This window comes from Burkholderia alba (genome assembly GCF_034721475.1).
Taxonomy (GTDB): Bacteria; Pseudomonadota; Gammaproteobacteria; order Burkholderiales; family Burkholderiaceae; genus Burkholderia; species Burkholderia alba.
Map to the genome: position 1 here is coordinate 25,327 of NZ_JAWJWL010000002.1, position 22,122 is coordinate 47,448.

At 65.8% G+C, this 22,122-nt stretch carries 19 protein-coding genes and 1 tRNA gene; 10 read left to right on the plus strand and 10 right to left on the minus strand.

What is annotated here, in order from left to right; translation table 11 throughout:
- The 5 genes from RZR99_RS01915 (at nucleotide 1) to RZR99_RS01935 (ending at nucleotide 5,188) form a co-directional block, all read left to right on the plus strand.
- Nucleotides 1–810: a tetratricopeptide repeat protein gene (locus RZR99_RS01915; RefSeq protein WP_407655396.1), complete on the plus strand. Its 810-nt coding sequence runs from the start codon at nucleotides 1–3 to the stop codon at nucleotides 808–810.
- Nucleotides 811–833: 23 nt separating this feature from the next.
- Entirely contained in the window at nucleotides 834–1,190 is a 357-nt protein-coding gene (locus RZR99_RS01920) for a DUF3613 domain-containing protein (protein ID WP_323118053.1), read from the plus strand.
- Nucleotides 1,191–1,260: 70 nt separating this feature from the next.
- Complete coding sequence (locus tag RZR99_RS01925) at nucleotides 1,261–3,000, plus strand: TadG family pilus assembly protein (protein WP_323118054.1); 1,740 nt, start codon at nucleotides 1,261–1,263, stop codon at nucleotides 2,998–3,000.
- A gap of 18 nt (nucleotides 3,001–3,018) precedes the next feature.
- On the plus strand, nucleotides 3,019–4,410 hold the full coding sequence (locus RZR99_RS01930; RefSeq protein ID WP_323118055.1) for a sigma-54 dependent transcriptional regulator: 1,392 nt from the start codon (nucleotides 3,019–3,021) through the stop codon (nucleotides 4,408–4,410).
- Nucleotides 4,411–4,462: 52 nt separating this feature from the next.
- A complete protein-coding gene (locus RZR99_RS01935; protein ID WP_323118056.1) occupies nucleotides 4,463–5,188 on the plus strand; it encodes a DUF2968 domain-containing protein in 726 nt (241 codons plus the stop codon).
- 112 nt (nucleotides 5,189–5,300) lie between these two features.
- Here RZR99_RS01935 and hfq read toward each other — a convergent pair whose 3' ends face one another.
- The 5 genes from hfq to RZR99_RS01960 all read right to left on the minus strand — a co-directional run bounded on the left by hfq (nucleotide 5,301) and on the right by RZR99_RS01960 (nucleotide 11,466).
- Nucleotides 5,301–5,885, minus strand: a complete 585-nt coding sequence (gene hfq / locus RZR99_RS01940; protein ID WP_323118057.1) for an RNA chaperone Hfq — start codon at nucleotides 5,883–5,885, stop codon at nucleotides 5,301–5,303.
- 527 nt (nucleotides 5,886–6,412) lie between these two features.
- Nucleotides 6,413–7,321, minus strand: a complete 909-nt coding sequence (locus tag RZR99_RS01945) for a DUF1571 domain-containing protein (RefSeq protein ID WP_323118321.1) — start codon at nucleotides 7,319–7,321, stop codon at nucleotides 6,413–6,415.
- 79 nt (nucleotides 7,322–7,400) lie between these two features.
- Nucleotides 7,401–9,143: an AMP-binding protein gene (locus tag RZR99_RS01950; RefSeq protein ID WP_323118058.1), complete on the minus strand. Its 1,743-nt coding sequence runs from the start codon at nucleotides 9,141–9,143 to the stop codon at nucleotides 7,401–7,403.
- 85 nt (nucleotides 9,144–9,228) lie between these two features.
- Complete coding sequence (locus tag RZR99_RS01955; protein WP_323118059.1) at nucleotides 9,229–10,032, minus strand: TetR/AcrR family transcriptional regulator; 804 nt, start codon at nucleotides 10,030–10,032, stop codon at nucleotides 9,229–9,231.
- Nucleotides 10,033–10,245: 213 nt separating this feature from the next.
- Complete coding sequence (locus RZR99_RS01960) at nucleotides 10,246–11,466, minus strand: MFS transporter (protein ID WP_323118060.1); 1,221 nt, start codon at nucleotides 11,464–11,466, stop codon at nucleotides 10,246–10,248.
- A gap of 281 nt (nucleotides 11,467–11,747) precedes the next feature.
- Between RZR99_RS01960 and RZR99_RS01965 the strand changes: the two genes are divergently transcribed.
- The 4 genes from RZR99_RS01965 (at nucleotide 11,748) to RZR99_RS01980 (ending at nucleotide 15,889) form a co-directional block, all read left to right on the plus strand.
- Complete coding sequence (locus RZR99_RS01965) at nucleotides 11,748–12,299, plus strand: GNAT family N-acetyltransferase (RefSeq protein WP_323118061.1); 552 nt, start codon at nucleotides 11,748–11,750, stop codon at nucleotides 12,297–12,299.
- Nucleotides 12,300–12,431: 132 nt separating this feature from the next.
- A complete protein-coding gene (locus RZR99_RS01970) occupies nucleotides 12,432–13,058 on the plus strand; it encodes a ParB-like protein (protein ID WP_323118062.1) in 627 nt (208 codons plus the stop codon).
- A 35-nt stretch (nucleotides 13,059–13,093) separates the two neighbouring features.
- Nucleotides 13,094–14,809: a SulP family inorganic anion transporter gene (locus tag RZR99_RS01975; RefSeq protein ID WP_323118063.1), complete on the plus strand. Its 1,716-nt coding sequence runs from the start codon at nucleotides 13,094–13,096 to the stop codon at nucleotides 14,807–14,809.
- Nucleotides 14,810–15,298: 489 nt separating this feature from the next.
- Nucleotides 15,299–15,889 carry a ProQ/FinO family protein gene (locus RZR99_RS01980; RefSeq protein WP_323118064.1) on the plus strand — a complete coding sequence of 197 codons (591 nt, stop codon included), beginning with the start codon at nucleotides 15,299–15,301 and terminating at the stop codon, nucleotides 15,887–15,889.
- A gap of 720 nt (nucleotides 15,890–16,609) precedes the next feature.
- On the opposite strand, the gene RZR99_RS01985 is transcribed toward RZR99_RS01980, so the two are convergent.
- The 5 genes from RZR99_RS01985 to RZR99_RS02005 form a co-directional block, all read right to left on the minus strand.
- A tRNA-Leu gene (locus RZR99_RS01985) sits at nucleotides 16,610–16,696 on the minus strand.
- Between the two features lie 226 nt (nucleotides 16,697–16,922).
- Nucleotides 16,923–17,753: an ABC transporter ATP-binding protein gene (locus tag RZR99_RS01990; RefSeq protein ID WP_323118065.1), complete on the minus strand. Its 831-nt coding sequence runs from the start codon at nucleotides 17,751–17,753 to the stop codon at nucleotides 16,923–16,925.
- Nucleotides 17,746–18,810, minus strand: coding sequence for a FecCD family ABC transporter permease (locus RZR99_RS01995; RefSeq protein WP_323118066.1), 1,065 nt, complete (start codon nucleotides 18,808–18,810; stop codon nucleotides 17,746–17,748). The genes RZR99_RS01990 and RZR99_RS01995 overlap by 8 nt, the downstream gene beginning before the upstream one ends.
- Nucleotides 18,807–19,766, minus strand: a complete 960-nt coding sequence (locus RZR99_RS02000) for an alpha/beta hydrolase (protein ID WP_323118067.1) — start codon at nucleotides 19,764–19,766, stop codon at nucleotides 18,807–18,809. The genes RZR99_RS01995 and RZR99_RS02000 overlap by 4 nt, the downstream gene beginning before the upstream one ends.
- Nucleotide 19,767: 1 nt before the next feature.
- Nucleotides 19,768–20,901, minus strand: coding sequence for an ABC transporter substrate-binding protein (locus tag RZR99_RS02005; RefSeq protein ID WP_407655391.1), 1,134 nt, complete (start codon nucleotides 20,899–20,901; stop codon nucleotides 19,768–19,770).
- Between the two features lie 156 nt (nucleotides 20,902–21,057).
- On the opposite strand from RZR99_RS02005, the gene RZR99_RS02010 reads away from it, so the two are divergent.
- A complete protein-coding gene (locus RZR99_RS02010) occupies nucleotides 21,058–22,035 on the plus strand; it encodes a helix-turn-helix transcriptional regulator (RefSeq protein WP_323118068.1) in 978 nt (325 codons plus the stop codon).
- Nucleotides 22,036–22,122: the final 87 nt, after the last annotated feature.

A 22,122-nucleotide genomic window follows, 5' to 3' on the forward strand; every position in this document is an offset into this window, starting at 1 on the left:
ATGACGACGGCGGGCATCGCGCTGCTTGCGCTGCTGCTGGGGGCTTGCGCGTTCAAGGAGTCGGGCTACGGCGTCGGCGCGCAGGCCGAGCGCGCCGCGCTGATGCAGGCCGCGGCGGACAAGAACGCGACGCCCGATACGCCGGGGATGTATCTCGGGCTGATCGGCAGGATGCAGGCGCAGGGGCTGTATTACGCGTCGCTCGCGCACATCGACGCCTACGAAAAGCAGTACGGCGTATCGCCGGACACGATCCTGCTGCGCGGCGACGCGCTGCGCGCGACCGATCAGCCGGTCGCGAGCGCCGCCGCGTACAACCAGTTGCTGAGCACGCCGCTCGCGGCGCGCGGCTATCGCGGGCTCGGGCTGCTTGCGGGCGGGGCGGGCAATTTCGACCTCGCTTCGAAGGAGCTCGAGCAAGCGGCGGTGCTGGCGCCGACCGATGCGCTGACCTTGTCCGATCTCGCCTATGCGCGGATGCGCAGCGGTGATGTGCAGGGCTCGCGGGTGCCGTTGATGAAGGCGGCGGAGCTCGATCAGAACAGCCCGAAGATCCTGAGCAATCTCGCGCTGTTCCTGGTGGCGACCGGACACGCGCAGGAGGCGCTCGGACTGATGACTCAGCAGAAGCTGCCGGCGGACGTCAGGACCGAGATTCGCAACGACGCGGCGAAGGTGGCCGCGGCGGCCCGCGTCCGGCAGCGTGCGGAGTCGCTGCCGCTGCATGCGCCGGTGGCCGGCGCGCCGGCCGTGGCAAGCGCACAGGGCTTCGATCCGACCGCGCCGCTGCTGCAGCGCTTTTCGCGATGACCAACACCTATCGAGGGGCGATCATGCATCACGATATCGACAACCAGACGATCCGGGCCGGGCTGCGGCGCGGGTGTGTGTACGCCGCGCTGCTGGCCGCCGCGTTCGGCGCGTCGGCGGCACAGGCGCAGAGCGCGGCCGGGAGCGCCGCGCCGCTCGCGTCGGAGATCAGTCATTCGACCCAGGCCTGGCTCGACCTGCAGGGCAGTAACCGTGCCGCCACGCCGCATCCGCAGCCGATGATCGGCGCGGCCGCATCGCTCGCGTACCAGCGCTATCTCGAGTCGTTCAAGAGCAAGATTCCGGTGTTCTACGGCTCGTCGTCGGGGTCCGGCGGCGGGGGGCCGGATTACCTGCTGACGCCGAGTTCGTCGCAGTGAGCCGGCGATGATCCGCTTCCGTGCCATGAGGAGTCCGCCGCCGCACTGCCGCGCGGCGGCTTCCGGACGCGTGCGTGAACGCGGTTCGATCGCCGTGCTGGCGGCGATCTGGATGCTGGTCGCCGTTGCGTTGCTCGGTACGATCGACATCGGCAACGTGTTTTTCGTCCGGCGCAATTTGCAGGGCGTGGCCGATATGGCCGCGATCGCGGCCGCGCAGCGAATGGACGCCCTGTGTCAACAGCCGGCGACGGCCGCGAACGCGAATGCGACCGCGAACGGCTTCGATCCGACCCAGAGCGGGAACACGCTGGCCATTTCGTGTCTGCGCTGGGATCCTCAGTACTACGGGTCGCCCAGCTATTACGGCACGACGTCGACGCCGCTGAACGCGGCGCAGGTGACGGTCACCCAGAACGTGCCGTACTTCTTCTTCGGACCGAACCGGCAGGTCCAGGCGGTCTCGACCGCTCGCGCGGTCAATACCGATCAGTTCACGCTCGGGACGACGCTCGCGAACGTGCAGAACGGGCTCGTGAACAATCTGCTGGGTCCGCTGCTCGGCGTGAGCCTCAACCTGAGCGCGGCGTCCTATACGGCGCTTGTCAATACGCAGGTCACGGTGCAGGATCTCGTGGTTGCCGCCGGCGTCGGCAGCCTGAGTCAACTGCTCGCGCTGCAAGTGTCGACGGCCAAGTTCATGCAGATCCTGCTGAACGCGGTGACGCGCACGCAGGTGCTCAACACGAGCCTGCAGGCGGGCCAGAGTGCGCTGAGCACCCTCATCAACGCGAATATTCCGGGCGGAACCGTCAATATCGGCAACTTGCCCGGCCAGCCGGGCGTACTCGCGCTGGCGCTGTCGAATACGCAGTCGGCGGTCAATACGCAGGTCAACGTGTTCGACATGGTGATGGTCGCGGCCGAGGTCGCGGCGGCGGGCAAGCCCGCGGTCAATCTCGGGACCCAGCTGCAACTGGGGTTGCTCACGTCGTCGCTGCAGGTCCAAATCATTCAGCCGCCGGTGGTGGCGGTCGGCGAGGACGGGATCAATCCCGCCACCGGAACGTGGCGCACGCAGGCGAATACGGCGGACGTGCGGTTGTATCTGAACGTGAATCTCGGGACGACGAATTTGTCGGCCACAGGGGTGCTGGCGCCGTTGTTGCTGGTGATTGGGAATATCATTCCGATCTCGGTCAATCTTCCGCTGTCCCTGGAAGCCGTGCCCGGATATGCGTGGCTGCAGTCGACGAATTGCGCACCTACGGCAGCGGCAAGCACGGCCGTGATCGGGGTGCAGCCCGGGCTGGCCAATCTGTGTATTGGCAACCAGCCCGCCAATCCGAGTGCGAACCAGCCATTCAGTTGCAGTACGCCGGCCACGCTGGTGTCGGTCAGTGTGCTGACCATCCCGGTGTTGCAAGTCATGGCCAACGTTGCGCTACCGGCCGTCGTACCCGCGGCCAACTCGACAACCCTGACGTTCAACGGCATCACCGGCGATGCGGACGACTATCAGACCTCCAACTCGAACGCGGTCGGCTCGGTCCTGACGAACGCGCTGCAGGGCGCTGCTCAGGCGTTGACCGCGCCGAACGGCCTGACCTTGTACGTTCTGGGGCTGGGCGTGCCGGTGGGCTCGGTGCTCGGGCCGCTGGTGTCGCTGCTGACGACGGTGTTGAGCCCTCTGCTCAGTTCGCTCGACCAGGTCGTGATGCCCCTGCTGAATCTGCTCGGTGCCCAGGTGGGCATTGCGACAGTCCACAACGAGGCGCTGACCTGCGGCGCCGCGCAAACGGTTTATTGAAGAAGTCACGGTTACCCGATGAGAAACACGCAAGCAATCGACGAGCTCGATCTGTACGTCTGGGAAGGCAAGGCCGATATTGTCGACCGGGTCGCCCGCTGCATGGCGAGCTTCGATGTCGAAGTGATTCGTGCCGACAATGCGGTGCTCTCGCCGGAGCGCACCGCGATGCGGCCGTCGCTCGCGATCATCAGCGTCAGCATGATCGAGAGCGGCGCGGCATTCCTGCGGGACTGGCAGGCGAATATCGGTATGCCGGTCGTCTGGGTCGGCGCGGCCCGCGATCACGATTCGTCGCAGTATCCGCCCGAGTATTCGCATATCCTGCCGCTCGACTTCACGTGCGCGGAACTGCGCGGGATGATCTCCAAGCTCGTCACCCAGCTGCGCGCGCATGCGGCGAAGACGCTCGAGCCGAGCGCGCTCGTTGCCCACTCCGAATGCATGCAGGCGCTCTTGCAGGAGGTCGACACGTTCGCCGACTGCGATACCAACGTGCTGCTGCACGGCGAAACCGGGGTCGGCAAGGAACGGATCGCGCAGCTGCTGCACGACAAGCATTCGCGCTACCGGCTCGGCGAATTCGTGCCGGTCAACTGCGGGGCGATTCCGGACGGTCTGTTCGAGTCGCTGTTTTTCGGCCATGCGAAGGGATCGTTCACCGGCGCGGTTGTTGCGCATAAAGGCTACTTCGAGCAGGCTGCGGGCGGGACGCTGTTTCTCGACGAAGTCGGCGATCTGCCGCTGTATCAGCAAGTCAAGCTGCTGCGCGTGCTCGAGGACGGCACGGTGCTGAGGGTCGGGGCGACGGCGCCCGTCAAGGTGGACTTCCGGCTCGTCGCCGCGAGCAACAAGAAGCTGCCGCAACTGGTCAAGGACGGCCTGTTCCGTGCGGATCTGTACTACCGGCTCGCGGTGATCGAGATCGGCATCCCGTCGCTGGAGGAGCGGGGGGCGGTCGACAAGATCGCGCTGTTCAAGTCGTTCGTCGCGTCGATCGTCGGCGAAGAGCGCCTTGCCGCGTTGCCGGATCTGCCGTACTGGCTTGCCGATGCGGTGGCCGACACCTATTTCCCCGGCAACGTGCGGGAACTGCGCAATCTGGCCGAGCGGGTGGGCGTGACGGTACGGCAGACCGGCGGCTGGGACGCGGCTCGGCTGCAGCGGCTGGTCGCGCACGCGCGCAGCGCGGCGCAACCGGTGCCGGCCGAAAGTGCGGCCGAGGTGTTCGTCGATCGCAGCAAGTGGGACATGACGGAGCGCAGCCGTGTGATTGCCGCGCTCGATGCGAACGGCTGGCGGCGGCAGGATACCGCGCAGCAATTGGGCATCAGCCGCAAGGTGCTGTGGGAGAAAATGCGGAAATACCAGATTTTCGACGAGGAGCCCGAAGCCCGCGAAAGTGAGTGATAATAAGAAGGTTGCAGTCAGAATTACAATTAATCTGTGCAGGAATCTCTAAATGAGCCATAAATTGGTTGTGGGGCGTGCATGTATCGCGCTGGCAGCGATTGGGGGAATGCAGGGCGCGCAGGCGCAAGCGTTGGATAGCGACAAGGTAGCGGCACCCGCGATATCCGTCGCGCCGGCCTCCGGCGTCGTGAATCTTTCCACCGCGAATTCGCAGCCGTTGCCGGCCACGAGTCCGCAACCGTCCCCGGCATCGAACGATGCCGGCACGCAGAGCACGATCGACGATCTGCAGCGGCAAATCCAGGCGCACGAACTGACCGAGATGCGCACCACGTACAACGGCAGCTACGGGGCGAGCCTGTTGTTCAATATCAAGGATGGAACGTATTTCGTCGCGCTGTTCCAGCAAAAGGCGTTCTGGCGCGTGGTCAAGACTACCAACGAGGTGCGCGCGGAAGCCGTGTACCGCGATTTCTCGCGGCAGGCTGAATCGCTTGCGGCCACTGAACTGCAGGCTGCCAAGCTCGAATCGCAGAAAGCGCAGACCGATCGGCAGATCGCCGTCGTCCAGGAGCGTGCGAGCCGTCTGCAGGCCGATCTGAATGTCGCGCGCGAGCAGCAGGCCGCGGTGGCGAACCGGCAGAAGGCAACCCGTAACGAAACCGCGGCACTGCAGGCCCAGAAAGACGCGCTGCAGGCTCAGCTTCGTCAGTTGCAGCAGCAGGTGCGATCATTGCAGCGGCAGGCCGATGCGGGGCTGCCGAATACGCACTGAACGGGACAGGAAAATAGGGAACGAAACCCGGCGGGTTTCGTTTGACCGGGTGGCGCAATGCACGTCCGGGCGATAAAAAAAGGGCAAGCTGGAAAGCTTGCCCTTTTTGCGTTTACTCGCCGTCGGTCGGACCGAGAGGGCGGCGGCGGCGGGTCACGATCACCGGGCCGTTCGCGTTGCGCTCCGGCGCGGGGGATCCGCCTGCGCCGTCCGGTTGCGATTCGCGCGGCGTGCCGTAGGATTCGCGGGGCTCGCGCGGCGTACCGTACGATTCACGGGGCGCGCCGTAGGACTCGCGGGGTTCACGCGGAGGATAGCCGTCGCCACGGGATTCGCGCGAACCGTAGCTGTCGCCGCGCGATTCGCGGGAGCCGCCATGGGAGCCGTACGGGCTGTGGCCGCCGCCTTCGCGACCGCCGGGCCGACCGCCGCCGTGACCGCCCGTGCGCGGGCCGCGCGGGCCGCCACCGCCGCCGGGACGGGATCCGCCCGTATCGAGCTGGATGGTCGAGATCGCGCGTTTATAGATGCCTTGCAGACCGACGGGCGTGCGCAGCATCACCAGGTACTGATCGAACGACTCGATACACCCTGTCAGGCGAATGCCGTTGACGAGGTAGATTTCGACGCGCTTGCGTTCTTTGCGCGCAGCGTTGATGAAGTCGTTTTGCGGATGGGATTCTGCAGGATTGGCCATTGAGAAGCGGCAGGAGCCGGCGTCAGATAAGTGTTATGCGTTTACGCGCGGTGCGGAAAATGCACAGCGTTTGGCGGGATTCTACCCTGTTCAAACCTGATGCGCGCGCGTGCGTTTGTGTCTAACCGTTACCCACTATAGACGGTCGGGGGTGTTTGCGCGATTCGTCCGTTTGGCTGAGAGGGCGCGCGTGGGGTGGTTTTGCCGGACGAGCGGCGGGTTGTGTCGTAGGCCTGTACAGCCCGACAAGCGTCAGGAAACGGGGCCAAATATCGAGGAGGGACCGCCGGCCGGATGTGTCCCGACACGGCACTGAGGTGAGCGGGTGCGTGTGCGGCAAATCGTCTCGACGGCGGCGTGCGGAGGGATCGGGGGGCGATCCGTCGCTACCACACCTGATCGGTCTTCGGGACGCCGGCCAGGCGAAATGCCCGGCCCGATCGCAGTCGGGCCGGTGCGGCCAGGCATCGGATCCGGGGCGGATGCGCGTCATTCCGGCGATCTGCCGGGTACCGCCCCGACTTCGGTCAGAACTTGTACTCCGGATTCTTCGGGTCGAACGTCGAGTCGTCGAACGGTTTGGGTGTGATTTTCTCGAAGACGATGCGCTCGAAGATTTTCCCGTCGTTGTCATACGACTCGACGGTCCGGAAGTACGGCTGCCGCAGGTCGAGCCCGAGCGTTTCCTTCTTCGCGTAGAACTGCGGGCGGCCGGTCGGCGTTTCGTAGGTCAGCGCGACGACACGCACGCCGTTCATGGTCTTCACTTCGACATGGGTCGGCCGGCTGACGCCGGCTTCCAGATATTTCTTGCCCTCGGTCAGATACTGGTTGGCGATGAATTCGGTGCCGAGATCGCGGACCTGGTGGTTCGACTGCGCGCGGGCGAGGGTGCCGTCGAGCGACGTCCACATCGGAATCTTGCCGAGCAGGCCGCCGAGATGGCCGTACATCTCATCGGTGCGCTTCGTCGTGTCGTAGATGATTTCCTGCCCGGAATGCGCGCCGTCGGGCAGCCACTTCGCGTAGACCCGCAGCGGGTCGCGCGTGGTTCGCACGATCATGTGGTCGGGGGTATCCGACCATTTGCCGCTGATGCGCTCCTGGCGCAGCATCGTGAACTCGTATGACGGGTAGCCGTTCGGGCCCGCCGCGATATAACCGGGCACGGCGAGCGGATCGAGTGCCTTGAACAGGGCCGTCAGCGTGGCGTCGTCGAGCTTTTCCAGCACGCCCTGGCGGGCCGCCGTGCGCAGCCAGCGCGATTGCTGCTCGGCGGGCAGCTTCACGACCTTTGCGAAATCCGCCGGCAACGCGCCCGCGGATGCCGCGGCGTCCGCGGGCGCCGCGGCATCCGCGTTCGTCTGGGCCGCCGCGCCGCCGCCCCCGAGCCCTATCGCGCCCGCCATCGCGATTGTCGTCAAACCGCGCCGCATGCGGCGTGCGCTCGGTTCCTGCCACCACGCTTGTTTCATCCATGCCTCCCGGGAACTGTCTGAAATCAGGTTAGTGATCCTATTTTTGATTAAGTTTCGTCAGTTCTTCGTCGCGCAGCGCGCGGCGCAGGATCTTGCCGACATTGGTCTGCGGCAGCGATTCGCGGAACTCGACGAGTTTCGGCATCTTGTAGCCGGTCAGATTCTTCCTGCAATGGGCCAGTACGTCGTCGACCGTCAGCGCCGGATCGCGTGCGACGACGAAGGCCTTGATGCGCTCGCCCTGTACCGGATCGGGGATGCCGATGGCGGCGGCCTCGCTGATGCCGGGATGCATCACGAGCACTTCCTCGATCTCGTTCGGGTAGACGTTGAAGCCCGACACGAGAATCATGTCCTTCTTGCGATCGATCAGCCGGATGAAGCCGTTGGCGTCCATGACGCCGATGTCGCCGGTGGCGAGCCAGCCGTCCGAGTCGATGACCTTCGCGGTCTCGTCGGGGCGCTGCCAGTAGCCGAGCATCACCTGCGGGCCGTGCACGCACAGCTCGCCCGGTTCGCCGATGTTCGCCCAGCGGCCGTCTTCCGTGCGGAACCGGACCTGGGTCGACGGCGCGGGCAGGCCGATCGAACCGCTGAAATCGTGCATGTCCTGCAAATCGACGGGATTCATCGTCACGATCGGCGAACACTCGGTGAGCCCGTAGCCTTCGACGATCGGGCAGCCGGTGACTTCCTTGAAGCGGTCGGCAACCGCCCGCTGCATCGCCATGCCGCCCGCCATCGCGAGCTTGAGCTTCGAGAAGTCGCGCCGGCGGAACGCGTCGTTGTCGAGGAAGGCGTTGTAGAGCGTGTTGATCCCGGTAATGCCCGTGAACGTTTCGTTGCGCAGGACCTTCATCATCGTCTTGGTATCGCGCGGGTTCGCGATCAGGATGTTGCGGCCACCCAGGCCCATGAAGATGAGGGCGTTCACGGTGAGCGAGTAGATGTGATACAGCGGCAGCGGCGTGAGGACCGTCTCGATGTCGCCGGTGACCTGGTCCGCGATCCACGCCTTCGCCTGCAGCAGGTTCGCGATCAGGTTCGCATGCGTGAGCATCGCGCCTTTTGCGACGCCGGTCGTGCCGCCCGTGTACTGGAGAAACGCGAGGTCGTCGCGCTTGATCGCCACGGGCGCTGGCGCGCGGCGCGCGCCTCGCGCCAGCGCGGCCCTGAGGCGGACGGCTTGCGGCAGATGATAGGCCGGCACGAGTTTTTTCACGTGCTTGAGCACGAAGTTGATCAGCCGTCCTTTCGCGTTGACGCCGTCGGCGAGCAGGTCGCCGAGCGCGGTGACCACGACGTGCTTGACGCTCGTGCCCGGCAGCGCTTCCTCGAGCGTCTTCGCGAAATTCTCGAATACGACGATGGTTTGCGCGCCGCTGTCCTTCAACTGATGCGCAAGCTCGCGCGCGGTGTAGAGCGGATTGACGTTGACGACCACCGCGCCCGCCTTCAGCGTGCCGAACAGCGTGACCGGATACTGAAACGAGTTGGGCAGCATGATCGCGACGCGGTCGCCCGGCTGCACGCCGAGTTGCTGCAGGTACGACGCGAATGCGGCGGCCTTGCGCGCGAGCGCCGCATAAGTCAGGCGGGATCCTGCGCTGATGTACGACACGCGATCGGCGAACCGCGTCGTGCATTCGTCGAAGTACTGGGCGAGCGATTCGTATTGCGTGAGATCGATATCGTGCGGCACGCCGCGCGGATACGACGGATACCAGATGCCGTCGGTATCCGGCGCCTGAGTCGCACTGTGGGCAACGGGGGCGGTCATCGCTTGTCTCCTGATGGGGGGTGCTCGGTGCGCAAGCATGCGCGGCGCCTGGCGGCGCGGCGCACGTGGCGCCACGTCAGGCGGATTAGGTCGTATGCGGCTCGGGGGTGTCGGCGGGGGTGGCCACTGCGCTCGGCGCATTCTGCGCGAGCGGGCACAGGTCGGGCGGCAGCGGCGAACCGGCAGCGGCGGCATCGCCGAGCACGGCCGCGAAGATGGCGAGTTGCGCGGTATCCGGCATCGGCGCCTTCAGCGCGGCGACGATCAGCGACGACAGGCGCGCGATCAGCTGCACGTCGTTCATCGAACGGCCCTGCGAGAATTCCTCGATCAGGCCGTCGGTTTCCGCGCCGGCGAGCGCGCCCGACAGCGCACCGATCGCATAGTGCAGCCGCCAGCCGAGTTCGGCGCGAGGCAGGTTGGGCAGCGCGCGCTGGAATGCGTCGAAGAACCGGCCCGCCACGCTCGCGTAGTGCGCGGTCAGGAAACTGCGCACGAAGGTCGACGGGTCGGTATAGGCGCGGCCGATCAGCCGCAGGAACGCGCGGCCGCCACGCTGCGGATCGCGCGATGCCTGCAGCGCGGGAATGAACATCGCGCCCAGCACATGTTCGCAGGTGACATGGTCGCCGAGTTGCGCATCGAAACGATCGAGCAGGCGCAGGCGTTCCTGGTTCAATTGATCCAGACGGCGCGACAGCATGGCGTGGATCAGCGCTTCCTTGCTGCCGAAGTGATAGTTGACCGCGGCGAGATTCACCGCCGCGCGCGATGTAATCTGCCGCATCGACATCGCCTCGAAGCCATGTTCGATGAAAAGATCTTCAGCCGCATCGAGAATACGCGCCTTCGTCCCGCCGGATTGCCGGCTGGCCTGACGAACTGCCATGTTCCGCCTCCCATACCGGTCGCCCGGTCCGCGAACAAGCGATTCAAATATGTAATTGAAACAACCGTTTTCATTACGATAAAAACTGGCGAGGGTCGGCGGCAAGCGTTCTTTGTGGACAGATTCCTCTAGAGCGGCATTGCGTTGCAGCATCAAAACGCCGGGGGCGCGTCGTGACGCGCCCCCGGCAATGGTGCACTGCGGTTAAGGTCGCTACGCGGTCGACGTGGCCGCGGCGGCGGATTGCGTCATGTCGATGCCGCGTCGCTCTCGACTGAACAGGATTAAAACGGCGATCACGACGGCGACGGTCCCGGCGACGATCGCGAGCGCCATGCTGTAGTCGTTGCCGTGATCGACGGCGAGCTGTGCCTGCATCGTCGCATTGCCGGAGGCGAGCAGGTTGCCGAGCTGGTAGACGAAGCCCGGGAAGGTCGCGCGAATTTCATCCGGCGAGATTTCGTTCAGGTGGACCGGTATCACGCCCCACGCCCCCTGGACCGAGATCTGCATCAGGAACGCGCCCGCCGCGAGCGCCAGCGCGGTGCTCGAGAAAGCCCAGAGCGGCAGTACAGGCAGCGCGATCAGCGCGGCGATGAAGATGGCGCGCCGGCGCCCGATCTTTTCGGAGATCGAACCGAACGTCAGGCCGCCGACGATCGCGCCGATGTTCAGCACGATCGTGATCCACGAAACGGTGTGCGGATCGAAGTGGTGCTGCTCGCGCAGGAAGGTCGGGTACAGATCCTGCGTGCCGTGCGAGAAGAAATTGAACGCGGTCATCAGCACGACGGCATAGATCGACAGCTTCCAGTTCTGTTTCAGCGTCGCGACGAGGCTCGGTCGCGGCCGCTTTTCCATCTGCTTCCACGCCGGCGATTCGGGCACGTGCGCGCGGACGTACAGCACGAGCAGCGCGGGCAGCACGCCGATCATGAACATGCCGCGCCAGCCGATGTACTGATAGAACAGGCCGAATACCACGGACGCGAGCAGGTAACCGCTCGGGTAGCCGGCCTGCAGCAGACCGGACACGAGGCCGCGCGAATGCGTCGGCACCGTCTCCATCGTCAGCGCGGAGCCGACGCCCCATTCGCCGCCCATCGCGACGCCGAACAGCGCGCGCAGCACGAGCAGCGCGGCGAGGCTCGGCGCGAAGCCGGAGGCGAGTTCGAGGAGCGAGTAGCACGCGATGTTGACCATCAGTGTCGGGCGGCGGCCGAAACGGTCGGCCAGACGCCCGAAAATGAGTGCCCCGATCGGGCGCGCGGCGAGCGTCAACGTAACGGCGAAGGCGACGGCCGGGATTTTCGTATTGAATTCGGCGGCGATATCTTTCAGGACAAAAACCATCAGAAAGAAATCGAATGCATCGAGTGTCCAGCCGAGATAGGCCGCTATCGTGACGTTTCGTTGTTCTCGGGTCCAGCTCATGGCCGTGGTCTCCTGGTATTGAGCGCCCGGGTCGCTTGAGCCGCCCGGCTGGCGCGCGGCGCAGGCAGCACAGCGAGTGTACGCTGCGGATCCCGGGAGCGTCGGCTTTGAACTGTTCGATCGGGATTAATCCCTATGAAAATAGTTGTTGCGATATATGAAAGCTTAAATCGGGCGGCCATGCTTGAAAGAAACGTATTTATTTTGAATTATGGTGTATTTATTTTGTAATATATCGACAGCCGAATGAGTGCGGCAATCCAGATATTGAGGAGTGGGGCATGCGGTCTGATGGACACCCGGCGCTGCCGGTATTCGAAACCGGGCGTTTGCGGTTGCGTCCGCGCGTACTGGCCGATCTCGAGGCCTGTCTGGAGATGGATCGCGATCCCGAGGTGACGCGGCATATCGCCGGGCCGTGGCGCGATCCGGTCGAGCATCGGCGTTTCGTCGAACACCGGATTACCCGGACCTATCCCGCAGGGCTCGGCTACTGGTCGATCTTCGAGAAAGCCGATCCGCAACGCTTCATCGGCTGGATGCTGCTGATTCCCGATCATGCCGGCGGCGCCGGCGAGGTCGAGATCGGCTGGCGCCTGATACGCAGCGCGTGGGGGCGGGGCATCGCGAGCGAGGCGGCGTCGCGCATCGCTCGACATGCATTCGACACCGTGCGACTGCCGCGCATCATCGCCGACATCGCTGCGGAGAACGAAGGGTCGCTGAAGGTTGCGCGAAAGCTCGGGATGGACCGCGTGGAGGTCGTGCACGACGGGATTCCGTATATCCGCCATCGCCTCGAACGCGCGGATCTTTCGCCGCGGCAGGGATGACCGCCGGCAGCGCGCCGGGATGTCAAGCATCGTCAAAGCGTGCGGTACCGTCCGTTTAAGGTGAAGCGATGTATTAACGGGCGGGGCGTTCCCATGTATCGTTGCCGGAACATTCCTCGAAAGGACGAGATCATGGCGCTCGGCAATGATGTACATCTGGTTCCCGCGAAGCTGGACGCGTTGCGGCCCACGCAAATGACGGCGGGTTATCGCGAAGTCAAGGCGAAGCGCAAGCACTGGAAGGGGCTGAGCAAGAAAGCCCGCAAGGCGGCCATCGACTCGCACTGGTTTCCTGCCGTGCTGGGGCCGGGCCACGAGTACTTCATCGTCGATCATCATCATCTCGGGCTGGCGCTGATCCAGGAAGGCGTCACCGACGTGAAGGCGATGCTGCTGAAGGATCTGTCGTGGCTCGACGAGACCCTCTTCTGGAGAATGATGGAGCACAACCAGTGGGTGCACCCGTTCGGCGCGGACGGCACGCGGCACGACTTCGCGCGTCTGCCGAAGGTCCTGACGGGCCTGAAGGACGATCCGTACCGAAGCCTCGCCGGCGAATTGCGCACGGCGGGCGGCTACGCGAAAGATGCAACGCCGTTCAGCGAGTTCCTGTGGGCCGACTACCTGCGCCCGAAGATCGCGCTGGCCAGCATCAAGCAGGATTTCTCGAAAGCGCTCGAGGAAGCGCTGAATCATGCGCATGCGCAGGACGCGCGTTATCTGCCGGGATGGTCCGGCCTGATCGTGCCCAAGAGCTGATGTTCCCTTTTCGCCTGCTTCTTTCGGTCGTCAGCATGGACATCCCTCCGAGCCGTCCCGACGCGGGACCGCAGCATGCCGCGCATTTCTCGGTGCAGGACCCGTCGCCCGCGCCGCGCGGCGAGCGCGCGTTGCGCGATGCGCTCGCGGGCATTTCGATCGCCGGCCTGCTGATTCCCGAGGCCGTGGCCTATGCGGGCCTCGCGAACCTCCCGCCGCAGGCCGGCCTGATCGCGCTGCTGGCCGGGCTCGTCGTTTACGCGCTGACGGGCAGCAGCCGCTTCGCGATCGTGTCGTCGACGTCGTCGTCCGCCGCCGTGCTGGCCGCGACCGTCCTGTCGGAGTCGGGCGCGAACGCGGTCGCGCAGCTCGCTCTTGCCGCCGCGCTCGTTGCGACGACGGGCGTGCTGTTCATCCTCGCCGGCGCGGCGCGCCTCGGCGGAATGTCCGATTTCATTGCGCGACCGGTGCTGCGCGGCTTCACGTTCGGCCTCGCCCTGACCATCGTCATCAAGCAATTGCCCAAGATCCTGGTCGTGCCGATTCAGCACAGCGATACGCCGAGGGTCGCGCTCGATCTGTTGCGCGGGCTCGCGCACTGCAACGTCTACAGCCTCGCGCTCGGGGCGGTGGCGCTCGCGATCCTGTTCATCGTCGGGCATCGCTCGCGCGCGCCGGCGACGCTGATCGTCATCGTGCTCAGCATCGCGGCCGGCTACGCGATCGACTGGCAGCAATACGGGATCGCCGTCGTGGGCCGGATCGACCTGCAGCACATCGCATTCGGCATGCCGACGCTCGATCGCACCGCGTGGATGCAGACCGCCGAACTCGGCTTCGCGCTGATGCTGATCCTGTACGCGGAGTCGTATGGTTCGATTCGCAACTTCGCGTTGAAGCACGGCGATACGGTATCGCCGAATCGCGACCTCGTGGCGCTCGGCTGCGCGAACCTCGTGTCCGGGCTGTTCCACGGGATGCCGGTCGGCGCCGGATACTCGGCGACCTCGGCGAACGAAGCCGCCGGCGCGCAAACCCGTATGGCCGGCCTGTGCGCGGCGGCTGTGATCGCGCTCATCGTGTGGCTGCTGCTGCCGCAGCTCGCGCGCACGCCGGAAGCCGTGCTGGCCGCAATCGTGATCTTTGCGGTCAGCCATTCGCTGCATCCGTCGGTGTTCAAGCCGTACTGGACGTGGCGCCGCGATCGTCTGGTCGTGCTCGCCGCGCTGCTCGCCGTGCTCGTGCTGGGCGTGCTGCAGGGGCTGCTGGCGGCGATCGGCGTCAGCTTGATGCTGACCTTGCGCAAGCTGTCCGAGCCGAATGTCAGCGTGCTCGGCCGTTTGCGCGACAGTCACGACTTCGTCGACGTCACGGTGCACGAGGATGCGAAGACGCTCCCCGGCGTGCTGATCGTGCGACCCGAAGCCCAGCTCTTTTTCGCGAATGCGGAGCGGGTGCTGAACAAGGTCCGGCAACTCGCGCATGAGGCGCAACCTCCCGTTCGGACGGTGCTGCTGAGTCTCGAGGAGTCGCCCGACGTCGACGGCACGACGATCGAATCGCTCAAGACATTCGCCGCCGAATGCAAGGCGCGCAACTGGCGGCTCGCGCTGGTGCGGCTCAAGCCGGATGTGGTGCAGGTGCTGCAGCGCGCGGGCGACGATACGCTGCAGCCGGGGATGCTGTCGGAGCTGAGCGTGGACGAGAGTCTGCAGGCGCTTGGCGGCGGGGCGGCGGCTGCGCCCGCGTGAGCACCCGATACCGCTTGCGGTCCGGGCGGCCCGCCGAGGCAAAACGCTTTCGGATGCCGCGGCGGCCCGTTTGAAACAGCAAGCCCGGCGGCCTGCGGGCCGGATGCGACGCTTGTGCGGCGGCGTCCCGCGGCCCCATGCGGATGCCCGCGCGCTCGGCGCGAGCAAGGCCGAGCCTCCTGATCCGACGCCGGGTTCGCGCGGCGGGAGTCGGCGCGGCATCACGACTGATACACACGGAGCGGCGGCTGGACGTAGAATGCGGCGGAGTCACCGTCGTTCGGCACCGGATGCCTGCCTCAAGCGCAGGCAAATCAACCGGGGCCCGATGCCCTTGCGCGGTTTCGGCAAGAGGACGAGGTGATGGGGCATCGGCGATCCGGTACAGTGTTGTCCCGTGTCGATCCACGATGTCCGGACCGGCTCCCTTGCTGGATGGCACGCGGGGCAGGCTTCCGGTGACATGAACCAAATTTAGTGAAATGAACGATGGGTTTTGAACAACTTGCCGAATTGAGGCAGCAACTCGCGGCGCAAGCCAAACAAACGAAGCAGGCCAAGCCGGCGCCGGTGAAGTCGACGCCGGCGAAGCCGAAGGCCGTGGCGGCGCGTGCGAAAGTGCGGGAGCCGCGCGAGCCTGTCGATCCGCTCGTCGAGTTGATCTGGCGCTTGCAGAAGCATTTTCCGCAGGCCTTTCCGAAGAAGCCCGCGCCCAAGGTTCCGCTCAAGCTGGGGATTCTGAAGGACGCGGCTTTGCATCTCGAAAAGCTGGGCATGACGGAAGCGCAATTGCAGCAAGCCATTGCCACCTGGTGCCAGGGAAGCCGGTACTGGGGATGTCTGGTGGAAAACGCGCAGCGCGTCGATCTGGAAGGGCAGGCCGCCGGCAACGTGACCGCGCAGCAGGCGGCGCATGCACGCCGTCAGGCGTCGCGCCGGCCGCAAGGCAAGGCGGCGGGCGGTCGCGAGCGTCAGCCGCGCAAGGCGGAGGGTGCGCCGGATCAGGCAAGTCAGCCGGAACCGGCTCAGGCCGAGGACGCGACTGCGTCGCCGGTCCCGTCGGCTGCCGACGCCGGTTAAGAGCGGCGGCAAGGGCCGTACCGCGAGCGTTGAAGTCGACGCGCGGCGATGGAAGGCCGGTGTCGCCTGTCTTTCCGTCGTCGCTTCAGCTTCGGTAGCCCGCTTGCCGTTCTGCGCTTCAGGTGTTGCGCGGCGAAACTTCCCGGTTCGCCGCGCATTCCGAAGGTTCCACTGAGACGCCGCTTATGGAATCCATCGAGCGGTGTCGGTGTGCGTGCGCAGCCGCATCGTCTATACGGCGTCGTTTTTAAATCCCCTCTCTAGCCGATGTGCTGCATCGCTTCATGCGCGAAGCGTTTCAATTGTTCCCGGAGCGATTGGTTTCCCGCCTCAACAGACGCTGCTCCCCGACGTATTGCCGATGAAACGACTGTCCCGGCGCGCCGCATGCCGGACGGGCTGCGGGACGCCGTATCGTCTTGAGATTCGGTGCAGGGAGGCGGCTCTATCGGGGCGCTCTTTGGTGCTTCGTTCCTGCGGCGCGGACAGCGGTGTTCGGCATGCGCCGAAGGATGGAATGCGGCTATTGCGATGCCTGAGGCAGGCGAACCGGACAATCGGTCCGTCTTGATAGCAACGCACGAGGGACGCTTTTCCTGGGCGACGCCATCGATGCATGCGCGAGCGCGCTCTTGCTGTATCGTGAAAAACAAAAAAGCCCGCGTTAGCGGGCTTCTTCGCAATTCAGCGGGCTTGCGGGGAAGCCTCTGAAAATATTAATGGTGCCCAGGAGAGGACTCGAACCTCCACGATGTTGCCACCGCTAGGACCTGAACCTAGTGCGTCTACCAATTCCGCCACCTGGGCACGTCTTGCATCAAGCAAGACCGCTATTCTATCTGCCTCACAAATCCTGTCAACAGGATTTTGGGGCGAGAACGAAAAAGAGCGCGGCCGAGAGAGGCGGCCTACCGGCGTGGCCTGAATGTGTGCCTCCGTGCATCTCGGAGCCGGCGTTCGGAAGCGAGCGCCGTGCAGCGGCTGACTCGACAACGCGTACCCCTCGGACCAGGCGGTACGAACGCCCCGCGGCTCAGTGCTCGGCCGTGAGCTCCGACCCCCGATCGGCATCGCCGTCGAGCACGGCGCGCTCCGCCAGCACGATGTAATCGTCGTCCGAGGTGCGTTCGATCCGAGCATCGACCCGATAAGCCCGCCGCAGATGCTCGGCGCGCAGCACGTCGGCGGGCCGTCCATCCGCCAGCACGCCGTCGCGCCCCAGCAGCACCAGGCGATCGCAAAAGCGCGACGCCAGATTCAGATCGTGCATCGCCACCAGCACGATCGCCGCGCGGCGTTTGGCTGCATCGCGCATCGCTTCGAGTGCAAGCAATTGCCACCGCAGGTCCAGTGCGCTGGTGGGCTCGTCGAGCAGCAGCAGCGGCGTTTGCCGAATCAGGACCTGGGCCAGTCCGACCATCTGGCGTTGTCCGCCGGACAGCTGATCGAGCGATTTCATCGCGAGCGCGTGCAGGTGCAGCTCCGTGAACACGGCGTGCAGCCTGGCGTCGTGTTCATCGTTCGACAGTCCGCCGCAGGTCGCGCGCAATGCGCCGCTCACCGCCTCGTAGACGAGCAGCGACGACGCTTGCGGCAGCGACTGCGGCAGATAGCCGACGCACCGAAGATGATCGCTGCGCGTGCCGTGCAGCAGGTCGGTCCGGCCCAGCCGCACGACGCCCCGGGCAGGCAGCAGACGCGCGATCGCGCGCAGCAGCGTGGATTTGCCGACGCCGTTCGGGCCGAGCACGGCGACCATGCAGCCCGGCTCGATCGGCGGCAGCGCGAGGCGCTCGAGGATTGTTCTGGCGCCGTAAGCGACGCGCAGATCCTGGATCCGCAGGCCGGCGTCGTGCTCAGACATCGCGCCTCCTGCGCCGGGTGATCAGCGTCATGAACAAGGGCACGCCGACGAGTGCCGTGATGATGCCGATCGGCAGTACGACGCCGCTGATCAGCGTCTTGCTGAGAATCGATGCGCCGGACAGCATGATGGCGCCGGCCAGCATGCTGCCGGGCAGGTAGTAGCGGTGATCTTCGCCGACCAGCAGGCGCGACATGTGCGGGCCGACCAGTCCGACAAAGCCGATCGTGCCGACGAACGACAGCGCGGTGGCGGACAGCAGGCTGATCCGCACGAGCGTCAGGAGCCGCAGGCGCTCGACCGCGATGCCCATGCTGCGCGCCTGCTCCTCGCCGGCGCGCAGCGCGGTCATGGTCCAAACGCCGGTGCTGGCCCAGAGCGCGCAGAGCGTCAGCACGCACGACAGGATCGCGATCTTGCTCCAACTGGCGCGGGCGAGGCTTCCCATGCTCCAGAACACGATCTGCTGGAGCGCGTTGCTGTCCGCGATGAACTGGAGCAGCCACAGCAGCGCTTCGAAGCTGAACATCAGGCCGATGCCGAACAGCACCACGGTCTCGGTGGTCGCGCCGTGCCGCCACGCCAGCCAGATGATGAGCAGGGTCGCGCCGGTCGCGCAGCAGAACGCACCTAGCGACAGTGCGAGATTTTCATTCCAGAGCACCAGCTGCCAGCCGCTGATCACGACCAGGGAGGCGCCGACGCTTGCGGCGGCCGAGATGCCGAGCGTGAACGGGCTCGCGAGCGGGTTGTTCAGCACGGTTTGCATTTCCGCGCCGGCAAGGCCCAGCGCACAGCCGACCAGCACGGCCATGATCGCGTAGGGCAGGCGCACGTCCCACAGGATCACGCGCTGTTCGAGCGACAGCGTGTCCGGATAAAACAGGCCGGCGACGATGTCGCGGATCGCGAACGGTGACGGGCCGGTGGCGATGTCCGCCACGATCAGCGCGGCGAGTACACCGGCCAGCAACAGCAGCGCGCCGAGCCGGCGGGTCGCGACCGCGCGGTAGCGGAGCTTCAGCGAAGCGGGCGCGGCAACGGGAGGCGCGCTCATGCGGGGACCCCGGCCGGAACGGGGGCACTGGCCGCGCGCACGGCAAGCGCGGCGCTGGGCGGGACCACGCTGCCGTGATCCTCGCCGTCGAGCAGGCGGAATTGCGCCTGCAGGTCGGGCACGTGCTGCAGGCTCCGCACGAGATCGCGCGCCGAACTGATCTGCTTGCGCGCCTGCTGGCGGCGAGCGCGCTCGGGGTCGCGGTTCGGTACGCCTTCCTCGAGACTGCCGGCGGTGACGAGCAGGCTGGCCGGAATCGGAAGCGGCGTGTGCTGTTGCACGAAACGGTCGCGCAGCGGCAGGATTGCACGATCGCCCCACCAGATCGACGGACTGGCCGCGACGTAGCGCTGGAACAGATGAGGGCGGGTGAACAATGCGTACAGCGTCAGCAATCCGCCATACGAGTGGCCGAACAGGGTCTGCCGTTGCGAGGCGACCGGGAACTGTCGCGCGAGCCAGGGCTGCACGTCGTGTTCGAGGAAATCGAGGAAGCGATCCGCGCCCGTCCCACCCGCGTCGGCCGATGCGCCGGGCAGCGGGGCGAGCGTGTAGTCGTCGGCTCGCGCCGCCATGTCGTACGGATCGTCCGTCGCATAGCCGAGTCCGATCACGGCCGGCGCGGCGATTCGCACGTCGTCGGGGCGGGCCGCACGCTGACGCGCCAGCGGCGCGAGCAGCGGGAACAGCGCGTTGCCGTCGAGCGCATACAGCACGGGATGGCCGCCGGGCGGCGCGGGGTCGGGCGGCAGCGCGACGAAGATTCGCCGCCGCTGGCCGGCAAGCGTGACGTCGAATTGCCGGCTGGCCGGGATCCGGACCGGCGCGGCGGACGCAAGGGCCGGCAGGTCGGCGGATGACGCGCGGGTTCTCATCGGAGCGGCACAGGCGGACAGCACGCCGCCGAGGCCCGCCAGCAGCAGCGTGCGGCGCGTGGCATGGAGAGAGGCGTGCATCTCAAGACCCGATGCTGGTCCAGTATTCGCCCTGCAGCGGGACAGGCTGGAAGCGGCGGTACATCTCTTCCTGGGTCCGGCGCGGGTCGAGATCGGCGAACAGGTCGGGATGCAGCCACTTGGCCATCACCTGGACCGCGACCACATTGAACGGCGAGTTGTAGAAGTGATGCCAGATGGCATGGGCGCGTCCTTGCCGAACGGCTTGCAGGGAGGCGATCTGAGGCCGCTGCAGCGCGTGTTCGAGCGAGCGCTTCGCGACGTCGGCCGGGACGCCGGCACCGAGCGCGATGCGCTGCGGCGCGGTCTTGAGGGTTTGCAATGAACCGACCGCCGTGCCGATATAGAGCGTGGGCTGGCGGATCAGCAGGAATTCGGGGTTGAGCGTACCGTGTTCGCCGGGAATGAGCGGCTTCGCGATGTTGTTGCCGCCCGCCGCGTCGAGCAGATGCCCCATCATGCCCGTCATCGTGTCGCAGCAGCCGCTCGACAGGCCGACCCGGCTTTCGAGGAACACCGTCGGCGCGGGTGCCTTCGCCTGCTTGAGCCGCTGCTGGACCAGATCGAGCTGCTGTTGCCAGTAGGTGTTGAATGCGGCGGCCTGCTGCGGCGCGCCCAGCACCTGTCCGAGCAGCGCGACGCTGCGCGGGGTGTTGCCGAGCGGATCGTGCCGGAAATCGATGAACACGATCGCGACGCCCGCTGCTTCCAACCTGGCCAGCGTTTCGCGATCCCGTTCGCCGGGACCATGCCCGCCGCCGAGGCCGAAGATCGCGACCTGTGGCCGCAGCGCCAGCGCGCGCTCGTCGCTGAAGCTGCCGGATTGCGAGCGGCCGATGCGCGGCACGTCCTTCAGGCGCGGGAATGTGTGCTGCCACTGAGCATAGCCGGCAGGGTCGAGTTGTTCGAAATCGCCCATCATGCCGACCAGTCGGCGGCTCGGGTCGCCGCTTTCGACGATGGCCAGCGCGGGCAGCAAGCGGCCCTCGCCGAGCAGGACCCGATCGACCTTGGCAGGAATCTTGACGTGCCGGCCGGCGAGATCGGTGACCGTCACTTGCGCCTGAGCCGTATGGATCAGGCATCCGAGCGCCCAGGCGCACAGTCCCAGCCAAAATTTGCTTGTCTTTATCACGTCAATCCCGATACGATAAATGATAATGATTCGCATTTGATTTTAACTGAGAAATCCGAGTCGTTGTGGCACTGATTTGTTTGGCAAAACAACTAAATGATTTGCGCCAGCCCGGCACCGTACGAGGCTGGCATGGTCACGAACGGGGAAAACAAAATGAGCATGCGTGGGGAAGGGATGGGCGAGGGCGGTCGACCGGGGTTGGCGGCGCATGTCGCGAAGCTGCGGGAAGTGCGGCCGGGCCTGCGGGTTCATGCCGATGATGCGATGGACGAATTCGACGCGACGGTGTCGGGACAGTGCACGCCCGGCCTGCATCTGGTGCTGCTGCTGGAGGGCCAGCTGGACGTGTCCTACGGTGACCGGCGTGTCGTGCTGACGACCGCCTGCCGGCGCAGCGGGGCGGAGAACATTCGCAAGCAGGCCGGCCGCACTCAGTCGTTTCTCGTGAATGCGGTCGAACCCGAGACCTTCAGCCGCCGGATCAGCAAGGGCGGATATGCGCGCCGCCTCAGTCTCGGCATCTCCGGCGAGTGGCTGCGGCATCTGCAGACTGCCAGCCGGTCGGCGATGCCGGAGCGGCTGGATTCCCTGTTGTCGGCGCACCTGTCGATCCAGTTCTGGCAGCCGACGCCGCGCGCGATGGCCCTCGCGGAGCAGATCGTCAGGCCGCCCGCGTACCAGCCGATGCTGCAGGCGATCTATCTGGAAAGCCGTGTGCTCGACCTGCTGGCCGAGGCGCTTGCGCCGTTGCAGGTCGACGCGGGTGCGCGGGCCGGGAGCGCGCCGGAGGGGGCGCTCGATTCGCGCGGCTACCGCCGGATGGCGGAATTGCGCGCCTTTCTGGGCAGCGAAGCGGCGAACCAGTTGTCGCTCGATGAGATCGCGCGGCATATCGGCATGAATCCGAACGCGATGCAGCGGCAGTTCCGCAGCGCCTACGGCACGACGGTGTTCGATTTCCTGCGCGAGCACAGCCTGCAACGGGCCCGTCTGGCGCTGGAGCACGACGCGATCAGCGTCAAGCAGGCGGCGGCCCTCGCGGGCTACACCAGCGCGGCGAATTTCGCGACCGCCTATAAGCGGCGCTTCGGCGTGACGCCCAAACTGGCGCGGTGCAGCGGCCGGCACTGAGCACCTCGCAGCCGGTCTGGCGCAAACAACTTCGTACCTTTCACAAACATTTCGGCAACTTTCATCCTTGATAATGTAAATGAGAAT